The organism is Acinetobacter gerneri DSM 14967 = CIP 107464 = MTCC 9824, from assembly GCF_000368565.1.
GTDB lineage: Bacteria > Pseudomonadota > Gammaproteobacteria > Pseudomonadales > Moraxellaceae > Acinetobacter > Acinetobacter gerneri.
In genome coordinates, this window is sequence record NZ_KB849543.1 from 618,634 (window position 1) to 645,261 (window position 26,628).

The following is a 26,628-nucleotide window of genomic DNA, read 5'->3' on the forward strand; positions in this document are numbered from 1 at the left end:
TTGTTTGCTTATGTATGAGCGATTATTTTTTTGTTTTTTGAGATTTACTCAGCCATCTATAAGATAACCAATAAGCGCTGAGTAAATCACAGTGTTTTACTTTGGGTTTAAATGATTAGCTCATTTAAAATCAATGTGTAAATAGCATTTTAATTTGATATTGAATGCTGGTCGTTTTGCGTTTCAACAATGTCTCTAAATCTTTGCTATCACTATACATTGCGCCATTTACAGTTTCTTTATCTGCATCAACGATCACCTCAACTAGCGCTTTAGGTAGACCTGCTTGGAGCAATGCATCAGTGTATTGCTCAGGGCTGAGGTCTTGATATTTCACCTCTTTTTTAGAAGCCTCGCTGATATATGCTGCCATATCTGTCAAAGTGAAACTGTTAGAACCCGCGAGTTCATAAGTTTTGTTGTCATGACCATGAGTCGTCAAAACCTCTGCAGCAGCTTCGGCATAATCTTGGCGTGAAGCTGAACTGATTTGTCCATTTTGTGCTGCACCATACAATGCGCCGTGTTCGATCGCAGGGTTTACATTGGCTAGATAATTTTCGTTATACCAATTATTTCTTAAAAATGTATAACTTAGTCCACTTTCTAAAATAAGTTTTTCAGTTTCAACGTGCTCTTTTGCAAGTGGCATCGGGTTGCTGTCCGCACGCAATAAACTGGTATAAGCGATATAAGGCACTTGAGCAGTTTTTGCTGCTTCAATAACAGCCTGATGTTGTGGCGTACGGCGACCGACTTCATTTGCAGAAATAAGTAAAAGTTTATCCACGCCTTTTAAAGAAGCAGATAATTGTTCAGGTTGGTCATAGTCAAAATGACGTAGTTCAACGCCTTTGTTTTTTAAATCTTCGGCTTTGGATTCATTGCGGACAAGGGCAATGATTTGGCTTGCATCGGTTCGTTTGAGGAGTGCATCAATAACAAGATGACCGAGTTGTCCTGTTGCACCTGTAATTGCGATTTTCATTATGTCACCTTTCACTTAATTTCAAAGATACTTGATTGTTTTGTGTACTTGATGGCATTATGTTATTTCTAAAACTTACTAAATGTAAGTACGTACCCGAAGGTAAGTAAATTGCAGTTTGGAGAGAAATGGATGGTTAGTTACGCGACGAGTAATTTGATTGGTCAAGTTTTATCCAATGAATGTCCATCACGTGAAATATTGGAACATCTCACTAGCAAATGGTCTGTATTGGTTTTGCGTTGTTTAAGTGATGGCGTGCAACGATTTAGTGAACTTCGTAATCGTATACAGGGGATTAGTGAAAAAATGCTGGCCCAAACTTTGAAAATTCTTGAGCAAGATGGCTTTATTTTACGTACAGTTTATCCCGAAGTTCCCCCAAAAGTTGAATATCAGTTGACCATTTTAGGGGCACAAGCTGCTGAGAAATTGAATTATCTGATCTCTTGGATTGAAAGAAGTTTACCCGATATTATGGAAAATAAAGCAAAAGTTATTGTTCGATAAAGTGCTGAAATATCGTCTTTTATATCAGATCGCTATAGTCCAAACTCTGCAACGTCTTTTCTTGAAATGAGAATAGGCAATGACTTGATGGATGCTGGACTTGTGCCCGTTGATTTGGAAATTCTGCAAGTTTGCTAAACTTTGTTGTACTGTAGAAACTGATATTTTCATTACCGACGATGATCAACAATTTTTGATCTGAAAATAATGCCATGACCTTTTGAGTTTGTTCTGGCATTGCCCAGACTGAACCCTCATCAATTTCCACCAAAGAATAAAGCCGGACCCCATAACCTTGACTATTATCAGATTCAACTGATTCGTATTGTTCCATATCCCAAATCAGGGTATGCCATAAGGCAATTGTGGTATCTGTTAACCAGCACATTGGATAATTCCAATCATCTCGATAGCTGAGTTGACGTAGTGAATGACCATCCTCACTTTCATACGGGTTTTTTGAAAACCAATCTGGTAACGACCAAATGCGTGGGATATTGACGGGTTGCCAAACCCAGCCATCACCTAAGATTCGTTGGTGATTTGGACTGACATATAAATTGCCATGAAAATAATCTAAATAGTGCAAAGGTATTTGATCTTTATAAGCATCGATGTGGCGCTGAGTCATGAGTGTATTTTGCGTTAAATTGTATGCATCTAGACGATTCCAATCTGTCCGAAAAATACAAATATCATCATTGTTGTAGCGACTAAATGCAAAGGAAAAGCCAACGGTATATTCATAGTACTGCTTGGCATCTATCTGCAAAATTGTCTCGCCACTACTGATATTGAACACATGCGCAAATTGTCCATGATCAACCGCCACTGCGGCATATAGACCATTTTGTGAGGCATAAAGTTTATATGTGGGAGCTCCGAAATAATGATCTTTATCCTCACCTAAAACGGGCAATTGAATGCTTGATAAATATTGAAGTTGATTTTTTTGAATATCAAATCCATATAATTTCGCCGAATCGGTCAAGATTAAAATCTGCCCATAACTTGCCTCAATGCTTTGAATCGCGAGGATTGGGCGATCTAATTGTTCTAATAAATATTGTTTTTGTTTCATAATAAGCCTAAATTTTTTTATAGCTCCGAATAGGATTGCCACGTTCGATCATGGCGTGTTGTTGATGCATTGCTTGTTTATTGTCTGCATGGGCATGTTCTAATTTTTGCGCGAGTTTCAAAGCGATCAACTCTTTGGCAAGACGTTTATTGGCATGTTGACTCCGTTCAGACATGACTTTAACACTGATACCGCTCGCGATATGTGTGGCATGAATAGCAGAATCTGTTGTGTTGACATGTTGACCGCCAGCACCTGAGGCTCGGCAAGCTTGGAATACGATGCTGTCATTTTCAGGTAATGTTTGCGGATCATCAAATAGCCTGATACCAACAAACCAATTTTTACGTTTATGATTGGGTCTGATTTTACTCTGAAAAGTCCATTGAATCGTGCCACACCAAGTCTTCGTCCAGATTAGATGGGCTTGATCGAGTTGCAATAAAATACTCGAATAGCCATAAACAGTTTCGGTTTTTTCAAGTATTGTGATTTCTATTTGATGCTTTTTGGCATCTTTTAATAATTCTTCAAAGCTATATTTTACAGCTTGTTCACATTCAGCAGGACCTTTGGCTGCACTGAGTTGAAGTATAGGCAATCTATTTCCTTATTAAGGTTTTGGGTAATGTTAAAAATAAGATTTAGTTATTGATTTATATAGAATTACAAAACATTTTCTTAAATTATAGTATGGTGCATTATATAAATAACTTAGCCTAAGTTCAAATTTATCGGATTTTTACTCTTTTAATCGTTTAGGCACATAGATTTGAGCACAAGTACTTTACAGACCTGATCATTTTTATGAAAAAGAAAAGGTCACATTTTTTGGATATACAAAGCCGAATTAGATGCCTGAGTCTCAAGTCATTTAAATGAGAGATCATTTGCTAAGCGGGAGTTTATTCTTTTGTCATTTCTATCGCTTTTTCACTGAAGCCAATTTTTTGAGATCAATAATTCGAAAATGCAGTAATTTTTATGCTTTGCTGAATAATTCTATTCGAGAATTTTTTAAAAATATGGCAAAATAGACGGTTTTAAAAGTATTTTAGAGGATTGGCAACATGCGCTTTGTTGATGAAGCAGTCATTACCGTAGAGGCTGGCGACGGTGGCAATGGCGTAGCCAGTTTTCGCCGAGAGAAATTTGTGCCATTTGGTGGTCCAGATGGTGGTGATGGTGGTCGTGGAGGCAGCGTATATATTCAAGCTGATGACGACACCAGTACTCTTGTAGATTATCGTTATACCCGTAAATTTCGCGCTGAACGTGGTAAAAATGGTGCAGGCGCAAACTGTGCTGGCCGTGGCGGTGAGTCCGTCGTGCTTAAAGTTCCTGTAGGAACAACAATTGTAGATACAGATTCTGGTGACATTATTGGCGATTTGATCGCAGATGGTCAAAAAGTCTTGGTTGCAAATGGTGGTGATGGTGGTTTGGGTAATACCCATTTTAAATCATCAACTAACCGTGCACCGCGTAAATGTACACACGGGATCAAAGGCGAATTTCGTGAAATTCGTTTAGAGCTTAAAGTGCTTGCTGATGTGGGCTTATTGGGCATGCCAAATGCGGGTAAATCTACCTTTATCCGTGCCGTATCAGCTGCAAAACCAAAAGTTGCGGATTATCCATTTACAACTATGGTGCCAAACTTAGGTGTGGTTGATGCAGACAGTCATCGCTCATTTGTAATGGCAGATATTCCAGGATTGATCGAAGGTGCAGCAGAAGGTGCTGGTCTGGGTATTCGATTCTTGAAACATTTGGCTCGTACTCGTATTTTATTGCATATCGTAGATGTTCAGCCGATTGATGGTTCTGACCCTGCAAATAATGCAAAAGTGATTATGGAAGAATTGAAAAAATTCTCTCCTACTTTGGCTAAACTTCCAGTGGTCTTAGTCTTAAATAAACTCGATCAATTGCCAGAAGATTCTCGTGAAGAATGGTGTAAACACATTCTTGAAGAAATGCAATGGGATGGCCCTGTATTTAAAACTTCAGGCTTGCTCTCAGAAGGTACTAAACCAGTGGTTTATTATCTGATGGATCAAATTGAGCAACAAAAAGAACGCGAAGTTGAAGATCCAGAGTACGCTAAAGAAATCAAAGCATTCCGTGATCAGCTTGAAGCTGAAACACGTGAACAAACGCTTGCTGCAAAAGAAGCGTACCGCGCAATGCGTCGTCAACAACGTCTTGAAGGTCTGTTATCTGATGATGACGATGATGAAGACGGTGATGATGGCGATATGGAAGTGTACTACGTACGTTAAGCTCATATAGATTTGAGTAGGGGCTGTGGACGTTTCAGAAATCGACCGCGTTGTGCTTTGATCATTTAGATTACTAAATTTCTCAAACAACGCCTTGTATTGTCAAAAAATACTCGTTGTCGTAGCGAGTTTGAAGCGTCAACAAACCCTAATAGAGGACAAAATGATAGAAGTGGTAGATGGGCAACGTAAGCTCGAAGCTTGTAAACGAATCGTTGTTAAAATAGGCTCATCTTTACTTACAGCAAATGGGCAAGGTCTAGACATCAATGCTATTTCGCACTGGGCGAAACAAATTGCTGATCTACACAATGCAGGACACGAAATTATATTGGTGTCATCAGGTGCTGTAGCGGAAGGGATGGTACGTATGAAGTTACCAAGCCGACCCACCGATCTACCCAGTCTTCAGGCTTGTGCTGCCATTGGTCAAATGGGCTTGATCCAAACATGGTCAAGCGTTTTGGATTTACATACGATCCAAACAGCACAAGTCCTTTTAACTCATGATGATTTAGCTGATCGCCGTCGTTATCTCAACTCATGTGATGCTTTGCAAAACTTGATTGATTGGCGCGTGATTCCTGTGATCAATGAAAATGACACGGTATCTACCAATGAAATTCGTTTTGGTGATAATGATACGCTTGCTGCGATGGTCGCAGGACAAGTCCATGCGGATTTGTTGATTATTTTGACAGATCAACAAGGGATGTTCGACTCTGATCCACGTAGTAATCCAGATGCAAAATTGTTGTCGACTGTTCGTGCTTTAGATGAAAGTCTATTTGAAATGGCTGGCGGTGGCGGTGCTCTCGGAAGCGGCGGTATGGTCACTAAAGTTCGAGCTGCTCGTTTGGCTGCAAAATCAGGTTGTCCAACTTTGATCGCAAGCGGTGAAAGTGACAATGTATTGGCACGTCTGATGTCTGGGGAAATGATGGGAACATTATTTATCACAGACAATGACCGTATGACTGCTCATCAACAATGGTTGGCTGCACATCTGCAAACAGCGGGTCGTTTGGTGATTGATGATGGTGCTGTCGATGCAATCAAACAAAAGCATCGTAGTTTATTACCTGTAGGCGTTAAAGCTGTCGAAGGGCATTTTGATCGTGGTGATGTCGTTGAGTGTGTAGATCGTCAAGGTAAACGTGTCGCTGTTGGACGTGTCAACTTTAGCTCACGTTCAGCGGAAATCGTTAAAGGTTTATCCTCTGATAAAGTGCATCAGGTTTTAGGTGAAGCTCGATCTTTGGAAATGATTCATCGCAATCATATGGCGATTTATTGATAGTATAAGTATTTGAATATAATGTATTTTAAATAAAAAATTTAACTACATTGTTCATGTTAAAAGCCCACTTTTAAAAGTGGGCTTTCTCATGGTAAAACTTCCGAACTTAGAAGTAAGCCTAAACAAATAAGCCTAAACCAATAGAAAAACGACTCATTACAACAAAATGAAGGCTTATTTTTAGAACGAGCTTATAAATAATCATTACAAAAATTTAAGCGATAAAATAAGCATCATTTTTCTATCATTCATTCAAGATTTTTTACTTTTCAACCAACGCCATAAGGTCGTACGGCTAATACCAAGTAAAGTTGCAGCCTGAAAATGGTTACCACTTGCCATTTTCAATGCAGCAGTCGCTTGATCAAAGTGAGATGTCAAATTTTCGAAAGCTACTTTTTCACTGATATGTGGGTTCTTTATCTGAGGAGGTCGCACAGAATTAATATTATTTGGCAATGAATGTATTGCAAAAAAATCTGGCAATTCTTCATACAAGAGTTTTTCATCAATCGGCACGGTGAGTGTTGGTAAAAGAATAGCGACTCGTTTCGCTATACTTTCTAATTCTCTAATATTACCTGGCCATAGATACTGATTTAAATGGTGTGAAAGCAAATGTTGAATCTCATCCAAAATTGCATGATTTTTAAAATTTTTTGCTATATTTAATTTTAGGAAATTGTCGAAAAGTAATGAAATATCAATTTTCCTTTCTCGCAGGGGCGGGAGTTTAAGCTCCAGTGTATTCAAGCGATAATATAAATCTTGTCTAAATGATTTAAGTGAAACAAGATCTTTTAAAGGTTGATGTGTTGCAGCAATAACTCGGATATCAATCGGAATGGGTGTGTTAGATCCTAATCTAGTAATCGCTCTTTCTTGTAGAACACGGAGTAAGCGCGTTTGCAAGGATAGGGGCATATCACCAATTTCATCCAAAAAAAGTGTTCCTTTATGTGCAGATTCAATTAAACCACGTCTTCCTCCACGCTTTGATCCTGTAAATGCACCATCATCATGACCAAATAATTCACTTTCAATAAGCGTTTCTGGAAATGCTGCACAATTAATCGCAATAAAGGGGTGGTTCGCTCGATGACTTTCATTATGTATGGCTTGTGCAAAAAGTTCTTTACCTGTACCACTTTCGCCCATAATGAGGATATCAAACTCTGATTTTGAATAGCGTTTGGCTTTATTGATTGTATTTTTGAGTGCGCTACTATTACCTTGAATTGTGCCAAAATGATGTCTTGCCGTAAATTGTCTTTTACGTTCAAACATTCGAAGTTTGGTATCTGAAGTATAAATTGTACCAGCATCATGTAGGGTAATGGCCGCGCCGACGATTTGCCCATTCTCAAATATAGCTGCTTTGTGACTCACCCAATCTCGATGATCTAGTTGTAGAACAGAGGAGGGGATTTCATCGCCTGTATAGTTTTGAAGTACATCCTTTAAAGATAGCTCAGGCTGTACCTCAGAGAGATTAGTTCCACGAATATCTTGATTTTCAACAGATAAAATCTTTTTCATGGCATGATTGATTGCAATAATTTTTTCTTGATTATTCACTGCAACCACAGCATCAGGCAGGGTTTGTAAGACACTGTTTAATTGGTCAAACCGTGTGTGTTCCAGATGGGCGATACGTCCAACTTCTAGCGCTTGATCTAAAGCGGTACGTATACTTTGTAATGAATAGGTGAGTATGGCTTGCATACCTGCTTTTTGAGCCAATTCGACAATAATACTTGAGCCTAAGACGACCTCTACACCTTTATCTTTAAGCTTTTGAATGCATAACTGAGCTTCTTGTGGTGTTTTATAATGATATTGGGTCAGATTTAACAACAATAAACTTTTTAAATCATCAAGTGATGGGATGGCATCACCATAAGTAATCACACCGACATTTGGGCTAATTTCTTTTGCTTTGATGAGTGCTTTCATCAAGTCATAACCTGAAACATCAATGCTCACCACAGGTGTTTGTACACCGTCACGTAAGATACTGGCATTTGAACCTGCACTTAAGAAAACATCTACATTTGCATTTTTAATTCTTTCATTTGCAAGGCCGAGCACTTGATCAAAACTGGCGTCCAGGGTTTCTATTTGTGCTCGAAAAGCGTATTCCTCCAAAATGGGTTTAGAGAAAGTTCTCAATAAATGATGACTCATAAAACAGATACGAGGCATATATTTATTTTTACTGTTTATATTTTGCATGGTTGTCATATGTGCTCTTTGTTAAATATAGATCCTTCTATATTTGAAATGAATAGATTTAATATGATGTCTATATGTATTTGAATATGATGAAACTAAGCCATCATAGAAAAGTAATGTGAGACATTTTGTCGATCTTATTTCAATATAATATTTATAATTGAAACAAAAGCTTAGTCTGTAAAATTTAGTAAGTGTATTAAAAATAATGTTTCATTTTTTATTTTTGTGAAACAGGTGAAACAAATTGGAAATGTTTCATTTATTTGTAAGATTTTGATTTTTAATAAATATTTAATATTTTAAAAAGTGGCATACATTCTGCTTAAGACAACATAATCAAATTAAACTGGAGAAAATAAAATCTCAGGAATTTTTGGGTTAACTTTAAATTAGACGTAAATTCATGATTGTAAATCAGGAAGATTGAGATTGAATTGAGTACATAAAGTTAATCTTAATATTAAAGGATGAAAAATATTAAGGATTAATAAATATATGGATATTATATTTAAAAAAATTGTATCAGGTTTATTATTTTTATTTTGTTCAAACGAAATACTGGCAGCTGAAAATGGGAAGTCAAGTTATCCACCCGGTGGGTCAATGTATTTTATTGCAGAATATCCACCAATACCGGGTAATTATCTGCAAAGCTTAACTTATTATGGTACAGCAAATCGTATAAATGATCATAATGGGAATAAAACAGAAAATTTAAATCTTGATTTCAGTGTGGTTTCTCAATCATTAAGGTTTGTTGCAGTTTGGGATTCTCATTTGTTTAAGGCTGATGCTGTTGCTTCTGAGTTAATTGTAACTTATGCATCTGCCCGAAATTCAATGGATATATCCAATGTACGTATGAACAGTACCGCAGATGGCTTAGGCGATATCGTGATAGCTCCACTGGGTTTACAGTGGAATTTGGGAGAAAAGAAAAATTGGCAAACCGTCGCTACAGTCTATTATGTCATCCCTTCAAACTCATATTCAAAACATAAAGCTCTGAATATTTCCAACAATCACTATTCAATTCAACCAACATTTGGAGTCAAATATCGAGATGAAAGTGGTTTCTCCGTTGGTATATCGCCACGGGTATCTTTTAACTGGAGGAATGATGATACTCAATATAAAAATGGAACAGAGTTTTTTGCTGATTATATGTTTTCTTATAAAGTCGGAAATTGGGAGCCCGGTCTAGTTGGTTATTATTCTAATCAGTTTGAAAATGATGAAATCGATGGTAAGAAAATTAAAGATTCAAAAACTGAAGGTTTTTCTATAGGCCCAGGAATTTATTATAACCACGCCAATAAAGTTTTTATGAGTGCCAGTTTCCAAAAAGATTTAGTGGCAAAAAATAAATCACAAAATAATAGCTTATTTATATCTGTCGCATTTCCATATTAATTTATGTGGGGATGTTAAACATTTTCTGTATTTTTATAGCTAAAATTTTTTAGATCAATATGATTGTCAAAATGAATACAGAGAAAATATTGTGTGAAATAAAATATCGAGGAGTATTAAAATGAATCAAGTTGAATTAAATAAAACTCAGGCTAAACGCTTTTTAGAATATCTAGCGAAGACTGATTTTGACAGTCTTCGGCAGCTTTTAGCTGATGAGATGCAATACATTTTGCCCGGAAAATCACCCTTAGCAACGCATCTCACATCTGCGGCAGAATTTAGTGATTTTTTACATTCTGCTTTTAGTGGAAAAGTTGCACAAGCCAAATTTGAGATTTTAAATATCACTGCTGAAGATAACCGAGTTGCTGTCGAAGCTACTGGATTATTTGAGTTTAAGGCTGGCTTGATCTATGAAAATATATACCATTTTCTCTTTCATTTTAATGATCTTGGTAAGATTACCCAATTGACTGAGCACATGGATAGTTACCATGCAACTAAGTTATTTGTGGGTGGTGAGTGAGAGTCATATTCAACCCCAAAGTTTGATACTGCATTGAATTTTTTACCATTAGAACGGCTCTTGTAGCGGCAATAAACATTATGTATTGAATAAATGGACGTTATTTATAACGTCCATTTTATTTTATATAAACTACTTTTTTAGAGTTTTTGGATCGAAGTGTTAAATTGATCAAGATCATATATCAATACAGTGTTCCAATATTAAAAAATGAAACACATGAATGTTTCATTCTTTAATAAAATATTTATTTGATTAATAATAATATTTTCAAATCATTTATTTAAATCATGTCATTAAGTTGAAACATTATTTATAATGAAACATCTTAAAATCAATATAAATAAAATAATAATTATATATTTCAAATGCATAATTTTACTAAAAATGTTGGCATGGTTAGTGCTTTATAAGAGGCAGGAATAAAAAATGCCATTGCAACATTGGAGGTGAACATATGGCTTTAGAACATATCACTATTCTTGATTTAACACATATGGTCTCAGGTCCTTATGGAACGATGATACTTTCTGACCTAGGTGCAAGAACTATTAAAGTAGAGCCTCCTGTAAAAGGTGAGGGAACACGACGTTTATTGGAAAATGACAAACTCTATTCAAAAGATGGCGTAGGAGCATACTTTCTTACACTCAATCGTAATAAAGAAAGTGTCTGCATTGATCTGAAAAAGGCTGAGGGTCGTGAGGTTTTTTTTGATCTCGTTCGTAAAGCTGATGTCGTGTTTGATAACTTCAGTGTCGGTGTAACCAAACGTCTAGGGATCGATCACGAAAGCCTATCCAAGGTGAATCCTAAAATTATCACTTGTTCCGTGACAGGTTTTGGTGAAACTGGACCAGAAGTAAATCGTCCTGCATTTGATCAGGTGATTCAGGCAATGGGTGGTGGAATGTCCATCACAGGAACACCTGAAACTGGACCAATGAGAAGTGGTATCCCAATGGGTGATTTGGGAGGTGGTGTTTTTGGCGCATTGGGCGTGCTTGCCGCACTGGCAGAAAGAGAACATACAGGTAAAGGACAACATGTCGATATTTCGATGCTAGATGTGCAGGTTTCACTTTTGAACTATATGGCAACAATGCATTTGATGTCGAAAGAGGTTCCGCAAGGGATCGGCAATGGTCACTTTGTTCATGTTCCTTATAATTGTTATCCAACAAAAGACGGTCATATTATTATTGCCTGTATTGGTGATCCATTTTTTGAGCGTTTCGCCGATTTTATCCAAATTCCTGATTTACAAAAAACAGAGTTAAAAGCACAACCTGTTCGATTTGCTATAAAAGATCAAATTGATCAATTGATTACCGAAAAATTACTTGAACATCCAACCGCATATTGGTTGGAGAAGTTACAGGAAGTCCGAATCCCGTGTGGTCCAGTCAATAATATGGCACAGACGTTGAGAGATCCTCAGGTTCTTTCACGAGATATGGTGGTTTCCGTTGATTTACCTTCTGGTGAAAAGCTGGATATGCCAGGTAATCCCATAAAGCTTTCCAATGCCACTCAAGCAAAATTTAAAGCCTCTCCAGAACTTGGTCAAAACACCGATGAAATTTTGCATGAATGGTTAGATTATTCAGATGAACAAATTACCCATCTCAAAGTTTCTGGAATCGTGGGGTGATTATGGAACGGATATATATCACTGATGTAGCGCCAAGAGATGGATTACAAAATCAATCTGTTGCTGTAAGCACAGAAGATAAATTTACACTGATTTCAAAATTGGTTGAAGCAGGTATTGAAAATGCCGAAGTGACAAGTTTTGTTTCGCCTAAAGCTGTACCGATGATGTCTGATGCAGCTGAACTTTTTCCTAAAGTACAAGGTGCATTTCCTCAGCTGAATAGTTTTGTATTGGTTCCAAATCTAAAAGGCTTAGAAAAGGCTCATGAGGCTGGCGTCAAAGAAGTGGCTTTTGTGTTATGTGCAACTGAAATGATGAACCAGAAAAATATCAATATGAGTTTGGCCCAAGCGATTGAGTCTACATTGCAATTGATCGAGGAAAGCAAACGTCTAAATATACGTTCGAGAACGTATATATCAGTCGCATTTGATTGCCCATACGAAGGTGAAACGCCATTGCCACGAGTTGTTGAGCTTGCAAAAAAAGTGTATGAGGCTGGGACAGATCAGATTGTTATTGCTGATACCATTGGCTCAGCGGCTCCCGCTCAGGTCACTGAACGCTTAAATGCAATTTTGAAATATATTCCTGCGGAAAAAATTGTGATCCATTTACATGACACACGAGGAATGGCAGTTGCCAATGCATGGGCTGCACTGCAATGTGGAATCCGATGGTTCGATGCCAGTGTTGGCGGGATTGGAGGATGTCCTTTTGCACCTGGTGCAGCAGGAAATATGGCAACCGAAGATCTGGTACTTATGGCAGAGCAGAGTGGTTTTGATACAGGTATTTCGCTAGAAAAACTCTTGTATGCTGTTGACCATGCTCAGCAGGTACTCGATAAAACGCTCGGAGGTGGCTCAATAAAATGGTTAAGACAAAATGTTAGAGCAACGACTACTTTAAATCCCAAGACCCTAAATTTTTAAAATACCTCTTTCAGTTTGAAGTAGTGGAAAAAATCTTCAAATTAAAACATCAGTCAAGGAGAATGACATGAATAATGATTCAAGTATAAAAAACGAGTCAGGGCGTACAATTTTATCAGCAGATCAACATATTGATAAAATTGATATTTCCGTGAAATGTTTACATCATGCTGCGTATTTTTGTTATGACGCAGAAGAAACACGTCATTTCTATGAAGACTTGCTTGGATGGCCGTTGGTACATGCACTTCGAGTCGATGAGAGAGATCTTCCTAGTCCTAATTTTAGTAAACCTTATATGCATTTGTTTTTTGAATTAGAAGATAAATCGTGCATTGCTTTTTTTGATCTATTAGATGAACCCACAAGTGCTATGACTTCTCCCCATCCACCCATCAACCATATTGCATTTAAGGTTGAAGATCGAAGCCAACTTTTAACAGCTAAAAAACGATTGGAAGATGCAGGTGTCAGTGTGCTTGGCGCTTTAGATCATGGTTTTGTTGAATCTATATATTTTGAAGATCCAAATGGCGTGCACCTTGAGTTGACATTTGACAGTGTTGACGAAAATTTTCATGTACATGCCAAAGAAACAGCTCGAGACAACCTGAAAGCATGGTCGCTCGAAAAAGCACAAAATCATAAGCAAACAGGAGTGGCATAATGAGTAACAATATTAATATGAGTGCGCGGAATTTGACCCCAAAAGATTATGATCAATCTATTAACATACCTTCGCAAAAATATGAGTTTGACCGTATTCCCGTACTTTTTAAGTTTGCAGATCCAGAAAAAATTGTAGAAACATATAGTTTTCACGGACCTGTTGGCGAAGTTACAGTTGAAGGTCAGTTTTTGATTCCTCGTGGCGTTGAATCAAAAATATTGTATGTCATGATGCATCCATCAGGGAATTTAGCTCAACTTCCTATGCCGATTGCTTTGGCGGCACGAGCAGGACAACATGTATTATGTGCAAATAGCCGTTATCCATATAATGATACCGCTTTGATTATGGAGAAAGTGGTTCAAGATTTAGGTGCATATATTCGCTATGCCAAAGAAAATAAAGGCTATGAAAAAGTTGTTTTAGTCGGTTGGTCTGGTGGCGGTTCTTTATCATTATTTTATCAAGCACAAGCAGAGAACCCAACGATTACCCATACACCAGCGGGTGATCCATATAGCCTAATAGATGCTCAACTTATTCCTGCTGATGGTGTTATTTTTATCGCAGCACACTTGAGTCGGGCAGAAACACTAACTGAATGGACAGATCCATCTATCATCATTGAAAGTAATCCAGATATTCGAAATCCTGAATTCGATATTTATTCGCCAGATTGTCCAAATAAGCCCCAATATACTCAAGATTTTGTTTTGGCATTTAGAGAAAAGCAGAGAGAACGAAATCGTAAAATTTCACATTGGGCTTTGGAAATGTTAGAAGCATTGAAGAAAAATGGTGAAATGGAACGAGGTTTTGTCACACATAGAACCATGTGTGATGTGCGTTGGCTAGATACAAATGTTGACCCAAATGGGCGTAAAGCAAATGACTGTTATTTAGGCAATCCTCAAGAAGCAAATGCCGCGCCTGCAGGCTTAGCACGATTTTCTACGTTACGAAGCTGGTTATCTCAATGGTCTTATGATTACTCAAATGCGAAAGGTTCTGTCAATGCAACCTTGATTCGTAAAACACCTGTTTTACAAATCGTCAATGAGGCCGATGATGCAGTACCTGCAACACACAATCCAATTATTCGTGATGCGCTTGCAACACCTGATAAAACTTATGTTGAAATTAAGGGTGCAACACATTATTACCGTAATCAGCCTGAATTGATGGATGAATGTTTGAATGCTCTACAAAAATGGGCAGAACAACGCGGTTTTTGGGGATGATATTTAAAATATTAAGATTTTATTTTTAATATTGAATCGTACGCATTAGATCGAAGAAAGCTCATCAACACTTGTTTTTGAGCTTTCTTTCATGCCTAAACAGATTACAAATTTAATTTTTAGCTTAAGTTATGGAGGAAACTCTATGGTATTTAAACATAAACAAAAGCTTCGAGCTGATGTCGAAAATAAGCAACCCTTGTAAAGCTATTCAATCTCCTAAGTAAGTTCTTTGCTTTTATCTTTTTTGTGATTCAAGATTTTCGGTAAATGGTTATCTCGCCCTACGATATAAGAAAAATCAGCTAAAGCACACATTTCCAAATCTTCATTACTATTACCGTAGGCATAAACATTATGGTAATGATCAAGATTATATTCATCTAAAACTCGAATACGTTTTTGTTCACAACTACAATCTGCTGTGGCATAGGAACCGGTCAATTTATCATTTTTAATTTCTGTTTTGGTGCAAATCAGTTTAACTTCGAGTATTTCACAGATAATCTCAAGGTAAATATCAATAGATGCTGAAACGATGACGATCTCATCACCATTTTGTTTATGTATCAAAAACTGCTTATAAATATTTTTATTGAGATGATTAAGTAGAGAGGGTGCATATTCTTGCGCTAAAATTCGAATTTCATCTGCATTAGCATTGCGAAACATTGCATTATAAAGTTTCGGGCGCATCGAATTTGCAGGATAAACATTAAGATAATATGCCTGAATCCAAGGAAGAATTTTTAAACCTTGTTTAACGATGTGCCTTTTTGATAGCGCATAAAAGATAAACCCTGTGAAACTATCTTTTTTACACAAGGTTCCATCAAAATCAAATAGGGCTAAGTTCTTATTCTCTTGGCGCGGTGCATACATGATTCATATCTTCCATTTACACGACTAGCGTACCAATTGGTGTTGTAATCACGGCTCAGTTTAGGTCCTGTAATCAAAACCTCTGGCATGATGGCATAAGGTGCATCTTTACCTGTTTTGGCTTTATACAGTTTATTGACAGCAATGTAAGTTTGCGTCTTTTCAAAACCTGCTTCTTTTTCCTGTTTTAAATCGCTACGCAATTGACGCGGAGTAATCAAAACATTGTTTTGAGTGAATAATGTCAATAAAGCTTTTTCAGTATCAGTCACGGCAGCTTTTGGATTGCCGTTTTTGTCATAAGACAATAAATCACCATCCAAATCAAGTTTAGCATCGGTCAATTTATCAATCGCTTGCTGAAAAGAAGCATTACGACTTGAATACATACCTGAGTTATAGTCAGCAAAACGATAAATCGCTTTATCGTAATCTGCAGGGTACATCATAAGACGATGAATACCATAATACAGTCCGCCGTATTGGGTATATAAATCATCACGTAATTCATTAATATTCACATTATTACGTTTGTGTTCTTTGGCATAATTTATATGAACTTGCATAGAACCTAAGGTGGTAATCGGGTTCATTTTCTCAGCAATATCTTGTCCAACCAGTTTGGTAGCACCAGTAAGCGCACTAACATGATAATGCTTAGACATATAATCGAAAATTTCTCGATAGAGCACGTCTAAATCTTCCTCAGTTCGTACTTTACGCATCTGTTTTAAATAGCTGTCTTCAGGCGTAGGCTGATTTTTTAAAACGGTTTCGAAATAGCCCCCAATCGGTTCACCGATGGTATCACCGAGTTTATCAACAAATTTTTCTTTTAAACGTGAACTAACTTCTTTAACCGCTTTGTCACCTAAACCGGGCACGACAGGGTTTGCTACAAAGTTTGACTCTTGGTCAACAATAGCAATGATCGAGCAAACATTATCTTTGGTTTGGGGGATTTTTAGATCACTGGTAATTTGATAAATATCTTTTGCCCATGATGCACGATCATTCACACGTGCAGGGATGAGTTTTTTAACTTGTTCTTCCTTTAAAGTGGGGTCGTCATCCTCTGACCAAATAGAGCCTTTACCACATGCAGCAAGACTGAGTGCTAAAGTCATAACACTGATAGATTTTAGAAAACTAGGCTGTGACATAAATTTTTTCATAGCGATGAAAACACATACTAAAAAGGGAGAGCCAATTTGGCTGATGCAGTATACTATGGAAGTCGTCAAATGTATGAATATATATGTATATTGGTCTGGTCAAACTGTCAAATAATTCGATGAAAGATGATTCATTTCATCTACAACATTTGCTTTAAATCGTCATCATTACACTTTTGTATGTCGCTTATGGCCAAGTTAAATGATGTTGCGTTTGACAACACTCAGGATGAGGTCAGTGCTTAGAATGTATTCATTACAACTGACCCGTGTAACAGTGTTGTGGCAATACGTCGTTAAGCCATTTATCTAACTTAATTATCTTGTAGAGCATTACATTCGCTATATAACGATGATTTTATATGATTATTTCTCCAACAAGTTGGTGTTTCACCTGTCCATATTTTAAATGCACGAGTAAAAGATGTTTGTTCTTTATAACCTAATAAGTTTGCGATCTCGATAATAGATAAATCTGTTTCTTTGAGATATTTTTTTGCCAGAAAAACTCTAGATTCTTTTAATAGGTCTTGAAAAGAAGCATTTTTGGTTTTTAAAATATTTTGTAGACTTCGAGTCGAAATATTTAAATATTTTGCGATATTATCTATATGTGGATTACCATTAAGAATTGATTTTACAATACTTAATTTAACTAACTTCACAAAATCAGACTCTTTGGGTATATTTTTAAGTAATACTTCTGCATATTGGATAAGAATATAAAATAAAGTTGTATCTGATTTTTCCTTTTTTGTGCTTAAAATTTTAGTTGAAATAAAAATACTGGTCTGATGCATATCAAAAAAAACAGGGCATTTAAAATAATTTTCATAAATACTCGGATCTTTAGGTGTTGGTATGCTTAATTCTAGTTTAGTAAAAATATTATCGAATATTCCCAACATTTGAGAAATCCTTTGAAAAATAATCGCAACTTGGAGTTCCTCAGAGATAATAGTTTCTCGGATATATAACCCAGCAGTATAATATGTACCTTTATTCCAAGAAATGATGACTTCATCTCCATTGAAGAAAATATTTTTTTTTGTATAGTTATACCAAATCTTTGAATATTTTTCGAAAATTGGTAAATAATCAAGTAAGCTTTCACAACTTTCTGCGATATAAGCACAAATACCAATATCACGTATATCGACGTATTTTGCTATTTCTAAGCCTAAACCTTCTTTATTATATTGTTGCTGTACACACTTTATCTTGTTTAACCAAAGGTCATAATAAATATTGTCATTTACATCATATTTATTTTTAACAGGTGTTTTAATTTTTTTGATGTTGCAAAATTTATTTAGAAGACGAATCATTCCACTTCCAACACTTTTGTTTTTTAAAATAGTCTGCATATCTCACCAGTTTAAAATATAATATTTAATTGCGATTTATAATCATATATTTTCATATGATTATTGTGAAATATAGCAAATTATTTTTAATAATTCTTAATTGAGTCTTGGTGGGTTTTTTTTAATTGTGAATGAGGTTTTTTATTCTTTGATATTTTTTTTGTTTTCATCTTACCTTATCATTTTAAAAAATATAATACTAAAGTTTTTTAAATGATCTATTTGTTTGTGTTAAAAATAAATTTTGTCATATTAATAAAATTTCATGCAACCTTGTCTAGATAAGATATTTAAAATAATTTAACTGATTTAATGGTTGTTTGACAAGTCATCGTTCTTCTATGTTTGAGATGGTTTTTTCTTATTCATGTAAATAAAATTAATTTATTTTAAAATCTAAATGTTTGACTTTATTGTAATATTTTTGATTTTTATTTGTTATTTTAGCAGTATTATGGACTGTGAAATTTGATTTTTATAGATAAATGTGGCGTGAATTACAATATTTTTTATCATCATTTGACAGATTTTTTAGATTGTTTTTATTCAAGTCAAATCATGACTAACCTATAGAAATGTATATTGAGTTGTGTAATTTTTTATTTTGGTAAATTTTATAAAGTGTTTTTATTTTTGTTTTATTGAAAAAATTATTATATTTAAATTTAAGTGTATTTTTATTTTATTGTTCATGTGCGGATAAGAAAATATGGTGTATTTATGTGATTTTGTATTAAACATGGTTTAATACATGTTTTTATTTAATATTAAGTAAATCAATATCTTGTGATTTTATTTTAAAAATTATTGCTGATTAGGTTACTAATGCAAAGCTTATAAATAAGATGTGATGTGTTGCAATATTTTGAGATTGGTTATTGATGGATTTTTTGTTCCATATAAAGAAGATAAGATTTTTTTTGAGACTCATTGTCGTTAAATTTTATTTATGTTTTGGTTTGTTATTTTTTTCTGCTGCGGTTTTTTCTGAGAATAGTTCCAACAAAAAGTTAATTGAAAGTTTAAATCAGGTTTTTAAGCCAAAAGAAAATGATCAATATAAAATTGTTGAATTTAAAAAATTGAGTAATTTCTCCTATATTGATCGTTCTACACAAGAGGTGTTACCAACAGTTATTCTAAAATCTGTCGGCTCTCAGTCCATTTCTCGACGTCTTGTCGCTTTAGAAAAAGAGATAGATTTTTTAAGTGCTATTCGTTTAGCGATTCAGCGTAACCCTGAGATTTCACAGGCAATTGCTTTTTTAGCGTCTCAGAATTCATCCATTGATGTAGCCAAGTCTCAGTATTATCCACAAATTTCTGGTGGCGTATCGACCAGCGATCTAAGCAGTGGGCAGCACGGTCAGCAGTTGTTGAGTTTAAATGCGACTCAAATGCTTTATGATTTTGGGAAAACTAAAACCAGTGTAAATATTGAAAAAGCCAAATTATTGCTAGAACAGGCAAATGTTCTGGTCAGTATTGATGATATTGCTAATCAAGTAGCTGCGGCGATGATCAATATTGAAAGATATAAGAGTTTATCAAATACGGCTCAGCAACAAATTTTAGGTATTCAAGGTATTTTGAATATCGCAAATCTTAGGGCCAACGCAGGGATCAGTAGTCAAGCCGATCCAATTCAGGCGCAATCATATCTTGAATCTGCAAGATCAAATCTGATTGCTCAGCAGTTGTTACTCAAACAATATCAGCAACGTTTACGCACGTTATTGGGATTTGATATTTCAAATCGTCATTGGATTATTCCAGATCATTTGGTAAATGCTTCCGATTTATTTCGTGATCCTGAATTCAATACTATACCTGCCATGATTGTAGCTCGGACAGAAGTTGAGGTTGTGCAATATCAAAAGCATCAGACTGATTTGAGTCGTTATCCCACCTTGTTTGTAAAAGGTTCTCTCAATCAGGCGATCAATGGTGTTAACCCAAATAACAATAAAGATGATGGTTTTTATAGTTCGGTTATGTTTGAAGCTTCAAGTCATTTTTATCAAGGTGGGGCGATTTCTGCGCAGACACGCGCGGTCAGTTATGCAGAACAAGCGGCTCGTTCCAAAGTAAATGCTGTGTATATGGATGTATTGGACCAGATTCGTATTACACGTGAGGACATTAAAAATAAACAGCGTTTAATCAAAGTCTTGGTTGCGAGACAAGAAACTGCTGTTCGGACGCGAGAATTATATCAAGAGCAATATAAGCTTGGAACGCGATCAGTGATTGATCTTCTCAATGCAGAAATAGCTATACATACAGCGAATTCTGAGCTTGAAAATGCTCGCTATGACATTTACAGCAATCTTGCTCATTTTATAAAAGTTACGGGGCGTTCCCGAGATATTTACCAGCTTAATCATATTTCTATTCAGGGGATCGAGGTTCAGCCATGAGTCAGTCTTTTCATTATCAACCTTGGCTGCAAGCGGTCATGATCGTCGCTAAACATTATCGTATCGAGGCTTCTATAGAAAGCGTACGCTTACAGTTAGATTGGAATCAAAATCAAAGTGTTGAAGATGTCATGTTTTTGATCTGCCGACAGTTAGGTTTGAAGTTTCGTAAAGTCGATTTTTCAGTTGATGTGATCAATCCTTGGCGTTTGCCAATCATTCTTGAGTTTCAGGACGGTCAAATTGGAGTAGTAGAAAAAGCGGATAGTCACGGCAATATCAGTATTCAGTTGAGTGGGGAGCAAGGGCTTGCCCAAGCTTTTCATTTAGATGAGTTGAAAAGTCTCATTCAATCCGTTTATATCGTACGGCCAGAAATATCGGTTCCTGATGCGAGGGTAGATGAATATATAAAGCCTTATGAGGAAAGCTGGTTTTGGTCAATTGTTTTAAATGATTGGAAACGCTATTTCGACATTATGCTTGCGTCATTTATTGCCAATATTTTGGCTTTGTCCACGATTGTATTTTCTATGCAGGTGTATGACCGTGTCGTACCCGCACAATCGATACCAACATTGTGGGTACTGGCTGCAGGGGTTCTTATTGCTGCAACATTCGAATTTTTACTGCGAGTTTCACGTATTTATTTATCAGATATTATCGGAAAGCGCGCTGATTTGAGAATTTCAGATCGTGTATTTGGGCATGCCTTGCGGATTAAAAATAATGAACGCTCAAAATCTACGGGCACATTTATTTCACAGATTCGTGAGTTAGAAGGTGTTCGAGAATTAGTCACGTCTACTACGATTAGTGCAATTGCAGATTTGCCATTTTTCTTTTTGTTTCTGGTGATTTTTTGGCTTATTGGTGGAAATCTTTTTTGGGTCATGTTGTTGGTTGTGCCATTGATGATTATTCCAGGATTATTGGCTCAGAAAAGGTTGGCAAATTTGGCGCAGGAAGGCATGCGTGAATCTTCAATTCGTAATGCGATATTAGTTGAAGCTGTGCAGGGCATTGAAGACATCAAATTACTCAGAGCTGAATCGAGATTTCAAAACCAATGGAATCACATGAATGAAGTGTCAGCAAGTATCGGCATGCAACAACGGAAAATCGTTGGTGTATTGACTGCATGGACACAGAAAATCCAAGGTCTAACCTTTGCAGTCGTAGTTTTAGTTGGGTGTTTTGCTGTGATGAAAGGGGATATGACCACGGGTGCCTTGGTGGCTTGCTCGATTCTATCATCACGAATGCTTGCACCTATTTCACAGCTCATAGGGGTTTTAGGGCGTTTACAACAAGCCAAAGTTGCAAAAACAAGTTTGGATGAATTGATGAAGAAATCAGTCGATCAACCTGATCATATGCATTTGATTCACAAGGCTGTGATGTATGGAAATTATGAGTTTAAAGGTGTTTTGTTTCAATACACAGAGGAAGATACCAAACCGACTTTAGTCATTCCGAATCTCAAAATAAAAGCTGGGGAAAAGATCGCAATTTTAGGGCGAAATGGCGCAGGAAAATCAACCTTGTTACAGCTTCTTTCGGCGATGCAAATGCCACTTAAAGGTCAAGTCAATCTAGATGGCATAGACATCGGTTTACTTGATCCTGCCGATATACGACGGGACATGGGATTGTTAAATCAAAACGCACATTTATTTTTTGGAACAATCCGTGAAAATGTCATGTTGGGTGCGCCTTTAGCAACGGATGATGATGTTTTAAAAGCACTGAAAATGACAGGTGCTTTACGCATCGTGGAAGAAAAAAAAGAAGGGCTAGACCATTTGGTTTTAGAGGGTGGAATCGGCTTTTCAGGTGGACAACGGCAGGCTTTGTTATTGGCAAGACTGCTGATATGTGAACCTAACATTCTTTTATTGGATGAGCCTACAGCCGCAATAGATGATGTCAGTGAAAAGCAGTTAATTGAGCAGTTGAAATCATGGTTAGGTCATCGAACTTTGGTGGTTGCAACACATCGTCGAGCTTTATTGGAATTGGTTGATCGAATCATCGTGATGAATGATGGAAAAATTGTGGCAGATGGAACACGTGATCAGATTTTAAATCAATTTTCATCATCTTCAACATAAGGCAACCCACATGAATTTGACAAAAAAATCACAAGAATATACTTCAGCAACACCCTACAAAGATCCACGTTTGCCTCGTGTTAGTTTGGTGATTTGGATCATTGCAGGCGGATTATTGGTTCTACTGATTTGGGCGCGCTTTTTTATGCTTGCAGAAGTTTCAACAGGTACAGGTAAAGTTATTCCTTCATCAAAAGAACAGATGATTCAGTCTTTAGAAGGTGGGATTTTGACAAAATTAGAGGTTAAAGAAGGTGATATTGTTGAAAAAAATCAAATATTGGCTCAGCTCGATTTAACTCGATTTGCTTCAGATGTGGGTGAATCACAATCCTTACTGATATCCGCACAAGCTACCGCGGCACGTTTGCAAGCTGAAGTCAGTGGAACTACTTTGGATTTTCCTGAAAATGTCAAAAATATACAGCAATTAGTACAGCAAGAGACTGCACTCTATCATTCACGACGTATGAATCTTGAGGATTCTTTGGCTGGACTCCGTCAGGCATTGTACTTGGTTGAACAAGAATTACGAATGACTGAACCTTTGGTTGCCAAAGGAGCTGCAAGTGAGGTTGAGGTTTTACGCCTAAAACGTGGTGCAAATGATCTTAAAAATCAAATGAATTGTTATTCACCAATTAAAATGTCTATGCGAAAAACCATTTAAAATGTCCTGTTTTTAACTACAAGAGTCAAGTACAGGATTCAACTTTCTTTGTTTAATAATATTTTTCTGAGCTCTACGACTCGGCATACTTTTCTTGAGACGGGAACGTTTATTCTGTTTCTCCAATTCCTCATGTTGCTGCTGGATATGGGCCAGGACCGAACCTAATCTTTTATTCTCAACCACATCATTCTGCTGTAGTCCAGCCAGTTTATTGAAGACTCTATAGTTGATCTTCCGTCCTTCATGCATGATTGCCACAGTACCATCCGGGTACTCCAGAAATGAAATGTATTGCCCAACAAGCTTATGATTCAGCTCTGTCGGTTCAAGCATATAAATACACTTGTCATAGGTCAGGGTCAGATTCTTGGTGACCTTACGCGGTTCCTGCCAGGTAAAAATATCATCCAGTTCAAGATCAGATTCGGTTAATGGCCGATGCAGGTTCTTTGAGTTTCGCGCACATTTGGCGAACTTCTGATTGAACTGCTCAATAAAGCAGGGTAACCATATATTGGCCTCTGCAATCGAACCGATGCCTTCCAGGCGCATCTCTTTGATCAGACGGTCCTGAAGGGTTCTGTTGGCACGTTCCACACGACCTTTGGCTTGGGGTGAGTTGGCAAAGATAATATCGATGTTCAAATTATTCAGAATCCGCCCAAATTGCGTAATCTGGCTGTCTTGCCTGGATTTTTTATTAACTCTGAATACCGAATGCTTGTCGCTATAAAAGGCTAGAGGTTTGCCGTATTGTTCAATGTAGGCTCGGGTTGAAAGCATGTAGTCAAAGGTCGTTTCAGCCTCACAAAAGCGCAGATGCAACAGCTTTCCAGTAGCATCATCGATATAAACCAACAAGCAGCATTTTGCAGCTCGACCTTCAAACCAGTCATGATATGAGCCATCAATTTGGATCAGTTCACCGAAGCAATCCCGGTTATAACGTGGCTGATATGGACGCTTCAGGCGCTTGGATCGCGGAATCCACAGGTCATTGGCCGTCATCCAGCGCCGAAGCGTTTCTACCGGGATATTCAGGTCAAACATGCTGCTGAGCTTCTCATGCGCCAAGGTGGGTCCAAAGCCCAGCAAATGTTCAGCAATAATGGAAAGGCACTTTGATTTTAACAAGTCATCATGGCGACGATGGCCAGGTTGACCACGACTGGCATGTGCCATACCTGAGACACCATCTTGATTGAGCTTCTGCAATAACCGGGTAATTTGACGGGTGGAAAGATTTAGGATTTCAGCAGCACGGACCTGGGTAATACGATGATCTCGAACGTCTTGCAGAACTGCAAGCCGTTGAATTTCTTTGTCAGACATAGTGATCAGCATCTATATTTATATCCAGTCCATGGTGATAAAAACCATCATAAACTAGACATTTTTATTGGTGAGAATATAGACACTTTAAATGGGTTCTAACATGAATGATGTCAATAATCAATATTATGTTAAAGCACGAGAGGAACTTTCAAAAGTCAATACAGATATACAAAGACAACAACAAGTGATTAAAGGACGTTCGGATACTTTAAATCGGGCGGTGTTTAAAGCACCTGTTCGGGGCGTAGTGAAGGAAATAGAGGTCACCACTTTGGGTGGAATTATTCCACAAAATGGCAAACTAATGACGATCGTACCACTCGATGAAAAATTGTTGATTGAAGCGCGTATTTCTCCGAGAGATATTGCGTTTATCCATCCAAATCAAGATGCTTTAGTCAAAATTACGGCTTATGACTATGCGATTTATGGTGGATTGGAAGGACAAGTGACTATTATTTCACCCGATACGATAAGGGATGAAGTGAAACCTGATCAGTATTATTATCGAGTATATATACGGACAAAATCAGATAAGCTTTATAATAAAGAAGGAAGGGGATTTAGTATTACACCGGGAATGATGGCAACGGTTGATATTCGAACTGGAAATAAAACGGTCTTGGATTATTTGATTAAACCGTTCAATAAAGCGAAAGAAGCACTTAGAGAAAGGTGAGATATTTTAAACCCTGATAAATCAGGGTTTTTTGTGGGTTAAATTAAAATACATGTCATTATTTATCATTGTTTAAATGCATATTATAAAACAGGTTGTTTATTTATTATTGTTATTTTTACTTGTTAATAAACAATAATTTAATTTATTTTTATGTGAATATTGGTTATTTAAAAATTCAATAATAATCTTTTATGTACTTAATTATGAGTTGTTTTGAATTGGATATTTCATGTGCGTACTATTGGGTTTGGTACTTGGCTTTAAAATAAGCCGTATTATTTTATGGGTATGTTCTGGAGCAATAAACATATGACTCATATTCAAGTGATTTCTAAAGAAGCACATAAAATATTGAATCAAGTTGATGGTGATAATATTTCATTATCTAGACCCTCTGTTGTTATATTAAAAGTTGATAGAAATAATGTAAAAAAAATTGAAAAAATTGGTCATGATGCATTAATAACACTAGATTCTGGTGAGAAAATTATTATTAATCAATTTTTTAATGATGGAACTTATCATAGTGAAAATAGCCTAGTTTTTGACGATGGTGAAAGTAAATTAATTTGGGTGCAATTTACTGATGAAAATGGGGCACTATTAGAAAATATTACATATAACTATATTGATAGTATTGATCCTTTACTCTATCAAGATGATGGTACTGCAAGTCCTTTGGCTTGGGCTTTTATCCCGACCGCTGCGGCTGGGATACTATGGTGGGCGAATGATAGTGACAATGATTATGTTGCAGTAGCTCCACCCGCAAAGCCCGCAACACCTGAAGGCTTTATCGATAATGAAGGCGATAAAACAGGTATTTTCCCAGGTGGAACCGAAACCGATGACACCACTCCGGGTATTATCATTGGTCCAATTGAAGATGGTGAAATACCGAAACTGATCGTTGATGGTCAGGAAGTCGAATCTGTATATGATCCAGATACAGGGACATTGACCCCAGTCAATCCTTTACCTGAGGGTGAACATGAGATTGGCTTTACGGTAACTGATCCAAAAGGTAATGAAAGTGAAGTGAGTGATCCGATTATTGTGATTGTGGATACCACACCTCCTGCTAAACCTACAGCACCAGAAAGCTTTGTGGATAATGAAGGAAAGCAAACAGG

The 26,628-nt window shown here is 36.7% G+C and carries 20 protein-coding genes and 2 pseudogenes; 14 read left to right on the forward strand and 8 right to left on the reverse strand.

Translation table 11 applies throughout. The annotated features are described in order from the left end of the window. Positions 1–130: 130 nt before the first annotated feature. Entirely contained in the window at positions 131–988 is an 858-nt protein-coding gene (locus F960_RS11175) for an SDR family oxidoreductase (RefSeq protein ID WP_004864180.1), read from the reverse strand. A gap of 132 nt (positions 989–1,120) precedes the next feature. On the opposite strand from F960_RS11175, the gene F960_RS11180 reads away from it, so the two are divergent. Next, positions 1,121–1,498 (forward strand): winged helix-turn-helix transcriptional regulator, encoded by a 378-nt coding sequence (locus tag F960_RS11180; protein WP_004864182.1) that lies wholly within the window; start codon positions 1,121–1,123, stop codon positions 1,496–1,498. A 19-nt stretch (positions 1,499–1,517) separates the two neighbouring features. Here F960_RS11180 and F960_RS11185 read toward each other — a convergent pair whose 3' ends face one another. Beyond that, on the reverse strand, positions 1,518–2,579 hold the full coding sequence (locus F960_RS11185; protein WP_004864186.1) for a hypothetical protein: 1,062 nt from the start codon (positions 2,577–2,579) through the stop codon (positions 1,518–1,520). A 7-nt stretch (positions 2,580–2,586) separates the two neighbouring features. Continuing rightward, entirely contained in the window at positions 2,587–3,180 is a 594-nt protein-coding gene (gene prfH / locus F960_RS11190) for a peptide chain release factor H (RefSeq protein WP_004864189.1), read from the reverse strand. A 469-nt stretch (positions 3,181–3,649) separates the two neighbouring features. On the opposite strand from prfH, the gene cgtA reads away from it, so the two are divergent. Then, complete coding sequence (gene cgtA, locus F960_RS11195; protein WP_004864194.1) at positions 3,650–4,864, forward strand: Obg family GTPase CgtA; 1,215 nt, start codon at positions 3,650–3,652, stop codon at positions 4,862–4,864. Positions 4,865–5,027: 163 nt separating this feature from the next. Then, entirely contained in the window at positions 5,028–6,161 is a 1,134-nt protein-coding gene (proB, locus tag F960_RS11200; protein ID WP_004864198.1) for a glutamate 5-kinase, read from the forward strand. Positions 6,162–6,416: 255 nt separating this feature from the next. On the opposite strand, the gene prpR is transcribed toward proB, so the two are convergent. Further along, on the reverse strand, positions 6,417–8,408 hold the full coding sequence (prpR, locus tag F960_RS11205; protein WP_004864201.1) for a propionate catabolism operon regulatory protein PrpR: 1,992 nt from the start codon (positions 8,406–8,408) through the stop codon (positions 6,417–6,419). 489 nt (positions 8,409–8,897) lie between these two features. Between prpR and F960_RS11210 the strand changes: the two genes are divergently transcribed. The 6 genes from F960_RS11210 to F960_RS11235 all read left to right on the forward strand — a co-directional run bounded on the left by F960_RS11210 (position 8,898) and on the right by F960_RS11235 (position 14,847). Continuing rightward, positions 8,898–9,815 carry a SphA family protein gene (locus F960_RS11210; RefSeq protein ID WP_004864206.1) on the forward strand — a complete coding sequence of 306 codons (918 nt, stop codon included), beginning with the start codon at positions 8,898–8,900 and terminating at the stop codon, positions 9,813–9,815. A gap of 121 nt (positions 9,816–9,936) precedes the next feature. After that, entirely contained in the window at positions 9,937–10,344 is a 408-nt protein-coding gene (locus F960_RS21540; protein WP_004864209.1) for a nuclear transport factor 2 family protein, read from the forward strand. A 457-nt stretch (positions 10,345–10,801) separates the two neighbouring features. Continuing rightward, positions 10,802–11,998, forward strand: coding sequence for a CaiB/BaiF CoA transferase family protein (locus F960_RS11220; protein WP_004864211.1), 1,197 nt, complete (start codon positions 10,802–10,804; stop codon positions 11,996–11,998). Between the two features lie 2 nt (positions 11,999–12,000). Beyond that, positions 12,001–12,936 (forward strand): hydroxymethylglutaryl-CoA lyase, encoded by a 936-nt coding sequence (locus tag F960_RS11225; RefSeq protein ID WP_020846606.1) that lies wholly within the window; start codon positions 12,001–12,003, stop codon positions 12,934–12,936. Positions 12,937–13,003: 67 nt separating this feature from the next. Further along, entirely contained in the window at positions 13,004–13,603 is a 600-nt protein-coding gene (locus F960_RS11230) for a VOC family protein (RefSeq protein ID WP_004864217.1), read from the forward strand. Further along, positions 13,603–14,847 (forward strand): alpha/beta hydrolase family protein, encoded by a 1,245-nt coding sequence (locus F960_RS11235; protein WP_004864220.1) that lies wholly within the window; start codon positions 13,603–13,605, stop codon positions 14,845–14,847. Before F960_RS11230 ends, F960_RS11235 begins: the two co-directional genes overlap by 1 nt. Positions 14,848–15,066: 219 nt before the next feature. Here F960_RS11235 and F960_RS11240 read toward each other — a convergent pair whose 3' ends face one another. The 3 genes from F960_RS11240 to F960_RS11250 form a co-directional block, all read right to left on the reverse strand. Next, complete coding sequence (locus tag F960_RS11240) at positions 15,067–15,729, reverse strand: HAD-IB family hydrolase (RefSeq protein WP_004864225.1); 663 nt, start codon at positions 15,727–15,729, stop codon at positions 15,067–15,069. Next, positions 15,696–16,904, reverse strand: a complete 1,209-nt coding sequence (locus F960_RS11245; protein WP_004864227.1) for a DUF1615 domain-containing protein — start codon at positions 16,902–16,904, stop codon at positions 15,696–15,698. The genes F960_RS11240 and F960_RS11245 overlap by 34 nt, the downstream gene beginning before the upstream one ends. A gap of 314 nt (positions 16,905–17,218) precedes the next feature. Then, positions 17,219–18,271 carry an AraC family transcriptional regulator gene (locus F960_RS11250; protein WP_035373050.1) on the reverse strand — a complete coding sequence of 351 codons (1,053 nt, stop codon included), beginning with the start codon at positions 18,269–18,271 and terminating at the stop codon, positions 17,219–17,221. A gap of 881 nt (positions 18,272–19,152) precedes the next feature. Between F960_RS11250 and F960_RS11255 the strand changes: the two genes are divergently transcribed. The 3 genes and pseudogenes from F960_RS11255 to F960_RS11265 form a co-directional block, all read left to right on the forward strand. Continuing rightward, positions 19,153–20,691, forward strand: coding sequence for a TolC family protein (locus F960_RS11255; RefSeq protein ID WP_004864231.1), 1,539 nt, complete (start codon positions 19,153–19,155; stop codon positions 20,689–20,691). Next, positions 20,688–22,805, forward strand: coding sequence for a type I secretion system permease/ATPase (locus F960_RS11260; protein WP_004864233.1), 2,118 nt, complete (start codon positions 20,688–20,690; stop codon positions 22,803–22,805). Before F960_RS11255 ends, F960_RS11260 begins: the two co-directional genes overlap by 4 nt. Before the next feature lie 10 nt (positions 22,806–22,815). Beyond that, a pseudogene (locus F960_RS11265) lies at positions 22,816–23,433 on the forward strand (HlyD family secretion protein); the annotation flags it as partial. A gap of 54 nt (positions 23,434–23,487) precedes the next feature. Here the strand turns inward: F960_RS11265 and F960_RS11270 are convergent. Beyond that, entirely contained in the window at positions 23,488–24,822 is a 1,335-nt protein-coding gene (locus tag F960_RS11270; RefSeq protein WP_004856465.1) for an ISNCY family transposase, read from the reverse strand. A gap of 85 nt (positions 24,823–24,907) precedes the next feature. On the opposite strand from F960_RS11270, the pseudogene F960_RS11275 reads away from it, so the two are divergent. Then, a pseudogene (locus F960_RS11275) lies at positions 24,908–25,492 on the forward strand (beta-barrel domain-containing protein); the annotation flags it as partial. A 312-nt stretch (positions 25,493–25,804) separates the two neighbouring features. Further along, a partial coding sequence (locus tag F960_RS22380; RefSeq protein ID WP_004864239.1) for a BapA/Bap/LapF family prefix-like domain-containing protein occupies positions 25,805–26,628 on the forward strand: 824 nt, incomplete at its 3' end.

Coding starts and splice junctions, on each gene's coding strand:
- F960_RS11175 (WP_004864180.1), bottom strand. CDS start 988: ATGAAAATCGCAATTACAGGTGCAACAGGACAACTCGGTCATCTTGTT.
- F960_RS11180 (WP_004864182.1), top strand. CDS start 1,121: ATGGTTAGTTACGCGACGAGTAATTTGATTGGTCAAGTTTTATCCAAT.
- F960_RS11185 (WP_004864186.1), bottom strand. CDS start 2,579: ATGAAACAAAAACAATATTTATTAGAACAATTAGATCGCCCAATCCTC.
- cgtA (WP_004864194.1), top strand. CDS start 3,650: ATGCGCTTTGTTGATGAAGCAGTCATTACCGTAGAGGCTGGCGACGGT.
- proB (WP_004864198.1), top strand. CDS start 5,028: ATGATAGAAGTGGTAGATGGGCAACGTAAGCTCGAAGCTTGTAAACGA.
- prpR (WP_004864201.1), bottom strand. CDS start 8,408: ATGACAACCATGCAAAATATAAACAGTAAAAATAAATATATGCCTCGT.
- F960_RS11210 (WP_004864206.1), top strand. CDS start 8,898: ATGGATATTATATTTAAAAAAATTGTATCAGGTTTATTATTTTTATTT.
- F960_RS21540 (WP_004864209.1), top strand. CDS start 9,937: ATGAATCAAGTTGAATTAAATAAAACTCAGGCTAAACGCTTTTTAGAA.
- F960_RS11220 (WP_004864211.1), top strand. CDS start 10,802: ATGGCTTTAGAACATATCACTATTCTTGATTTAACACATATGGTCTCA.
- F960_RS11225 (WP_020846606.1), top strand. CDS start 12,001: ATGGAACGGATATATATCACTGATGTAGCGCCAAGAGATGGATTACAA.
- F960_RS11230 (WP_004864217.1), top strand. CDS start 13,004: ATGAATAATGATTCAAGTATAAAAAACGAGTCAGGGCGTACAATTTTA.
- F960_RS11235 (WP_004864220.1), top strand. CDS start 13,603: ATGAGTAACAATATTAATATGAGTGCGCGGAATTTGACCCCAAAAGAT.
- F960_RS11240 (WP_004864225.1), bottom strand. CDS start 15,729: ATGTATGCACCGCGCCAAGAGAATAAGAACTTAGCCCTATTTGATTTT.
- F960_RS11245 (WP_004864227.1), bottom strand. CDS start 16,904: ATGAAAAAATTTATGTCACAGCCTAGTTTTCTAAAATCTATCAGTGTT.
- F960_RS11250 (WP_035373050.1), bottom strand. CDS start 18,271: ATGCAGACTATTTTAAAAAACAAAAGTGTTGGAAGTGGAATGATTCGT.
- F960_RS11255 (WP_004864231.1), top strand. CDS start 19,153: ATGGATTTTTTGTTCCATATAAAGAAGATAAGATTTTTTTTGAGACTC.
- F960_RS11260 (WP_004864233.1), top strand. CDS start 20,688: ATGAGTCAGTCTTTTCATTATCAACCTTGGCTGCAAGCGGTCATGATC.
- F960_RS11270 (WP_004856465.1), bottom strand. CDS start 24,822: ATGCTGATCACTATGTCTGACAAAGAAATTCAACGGCTTGCAGTTCTG.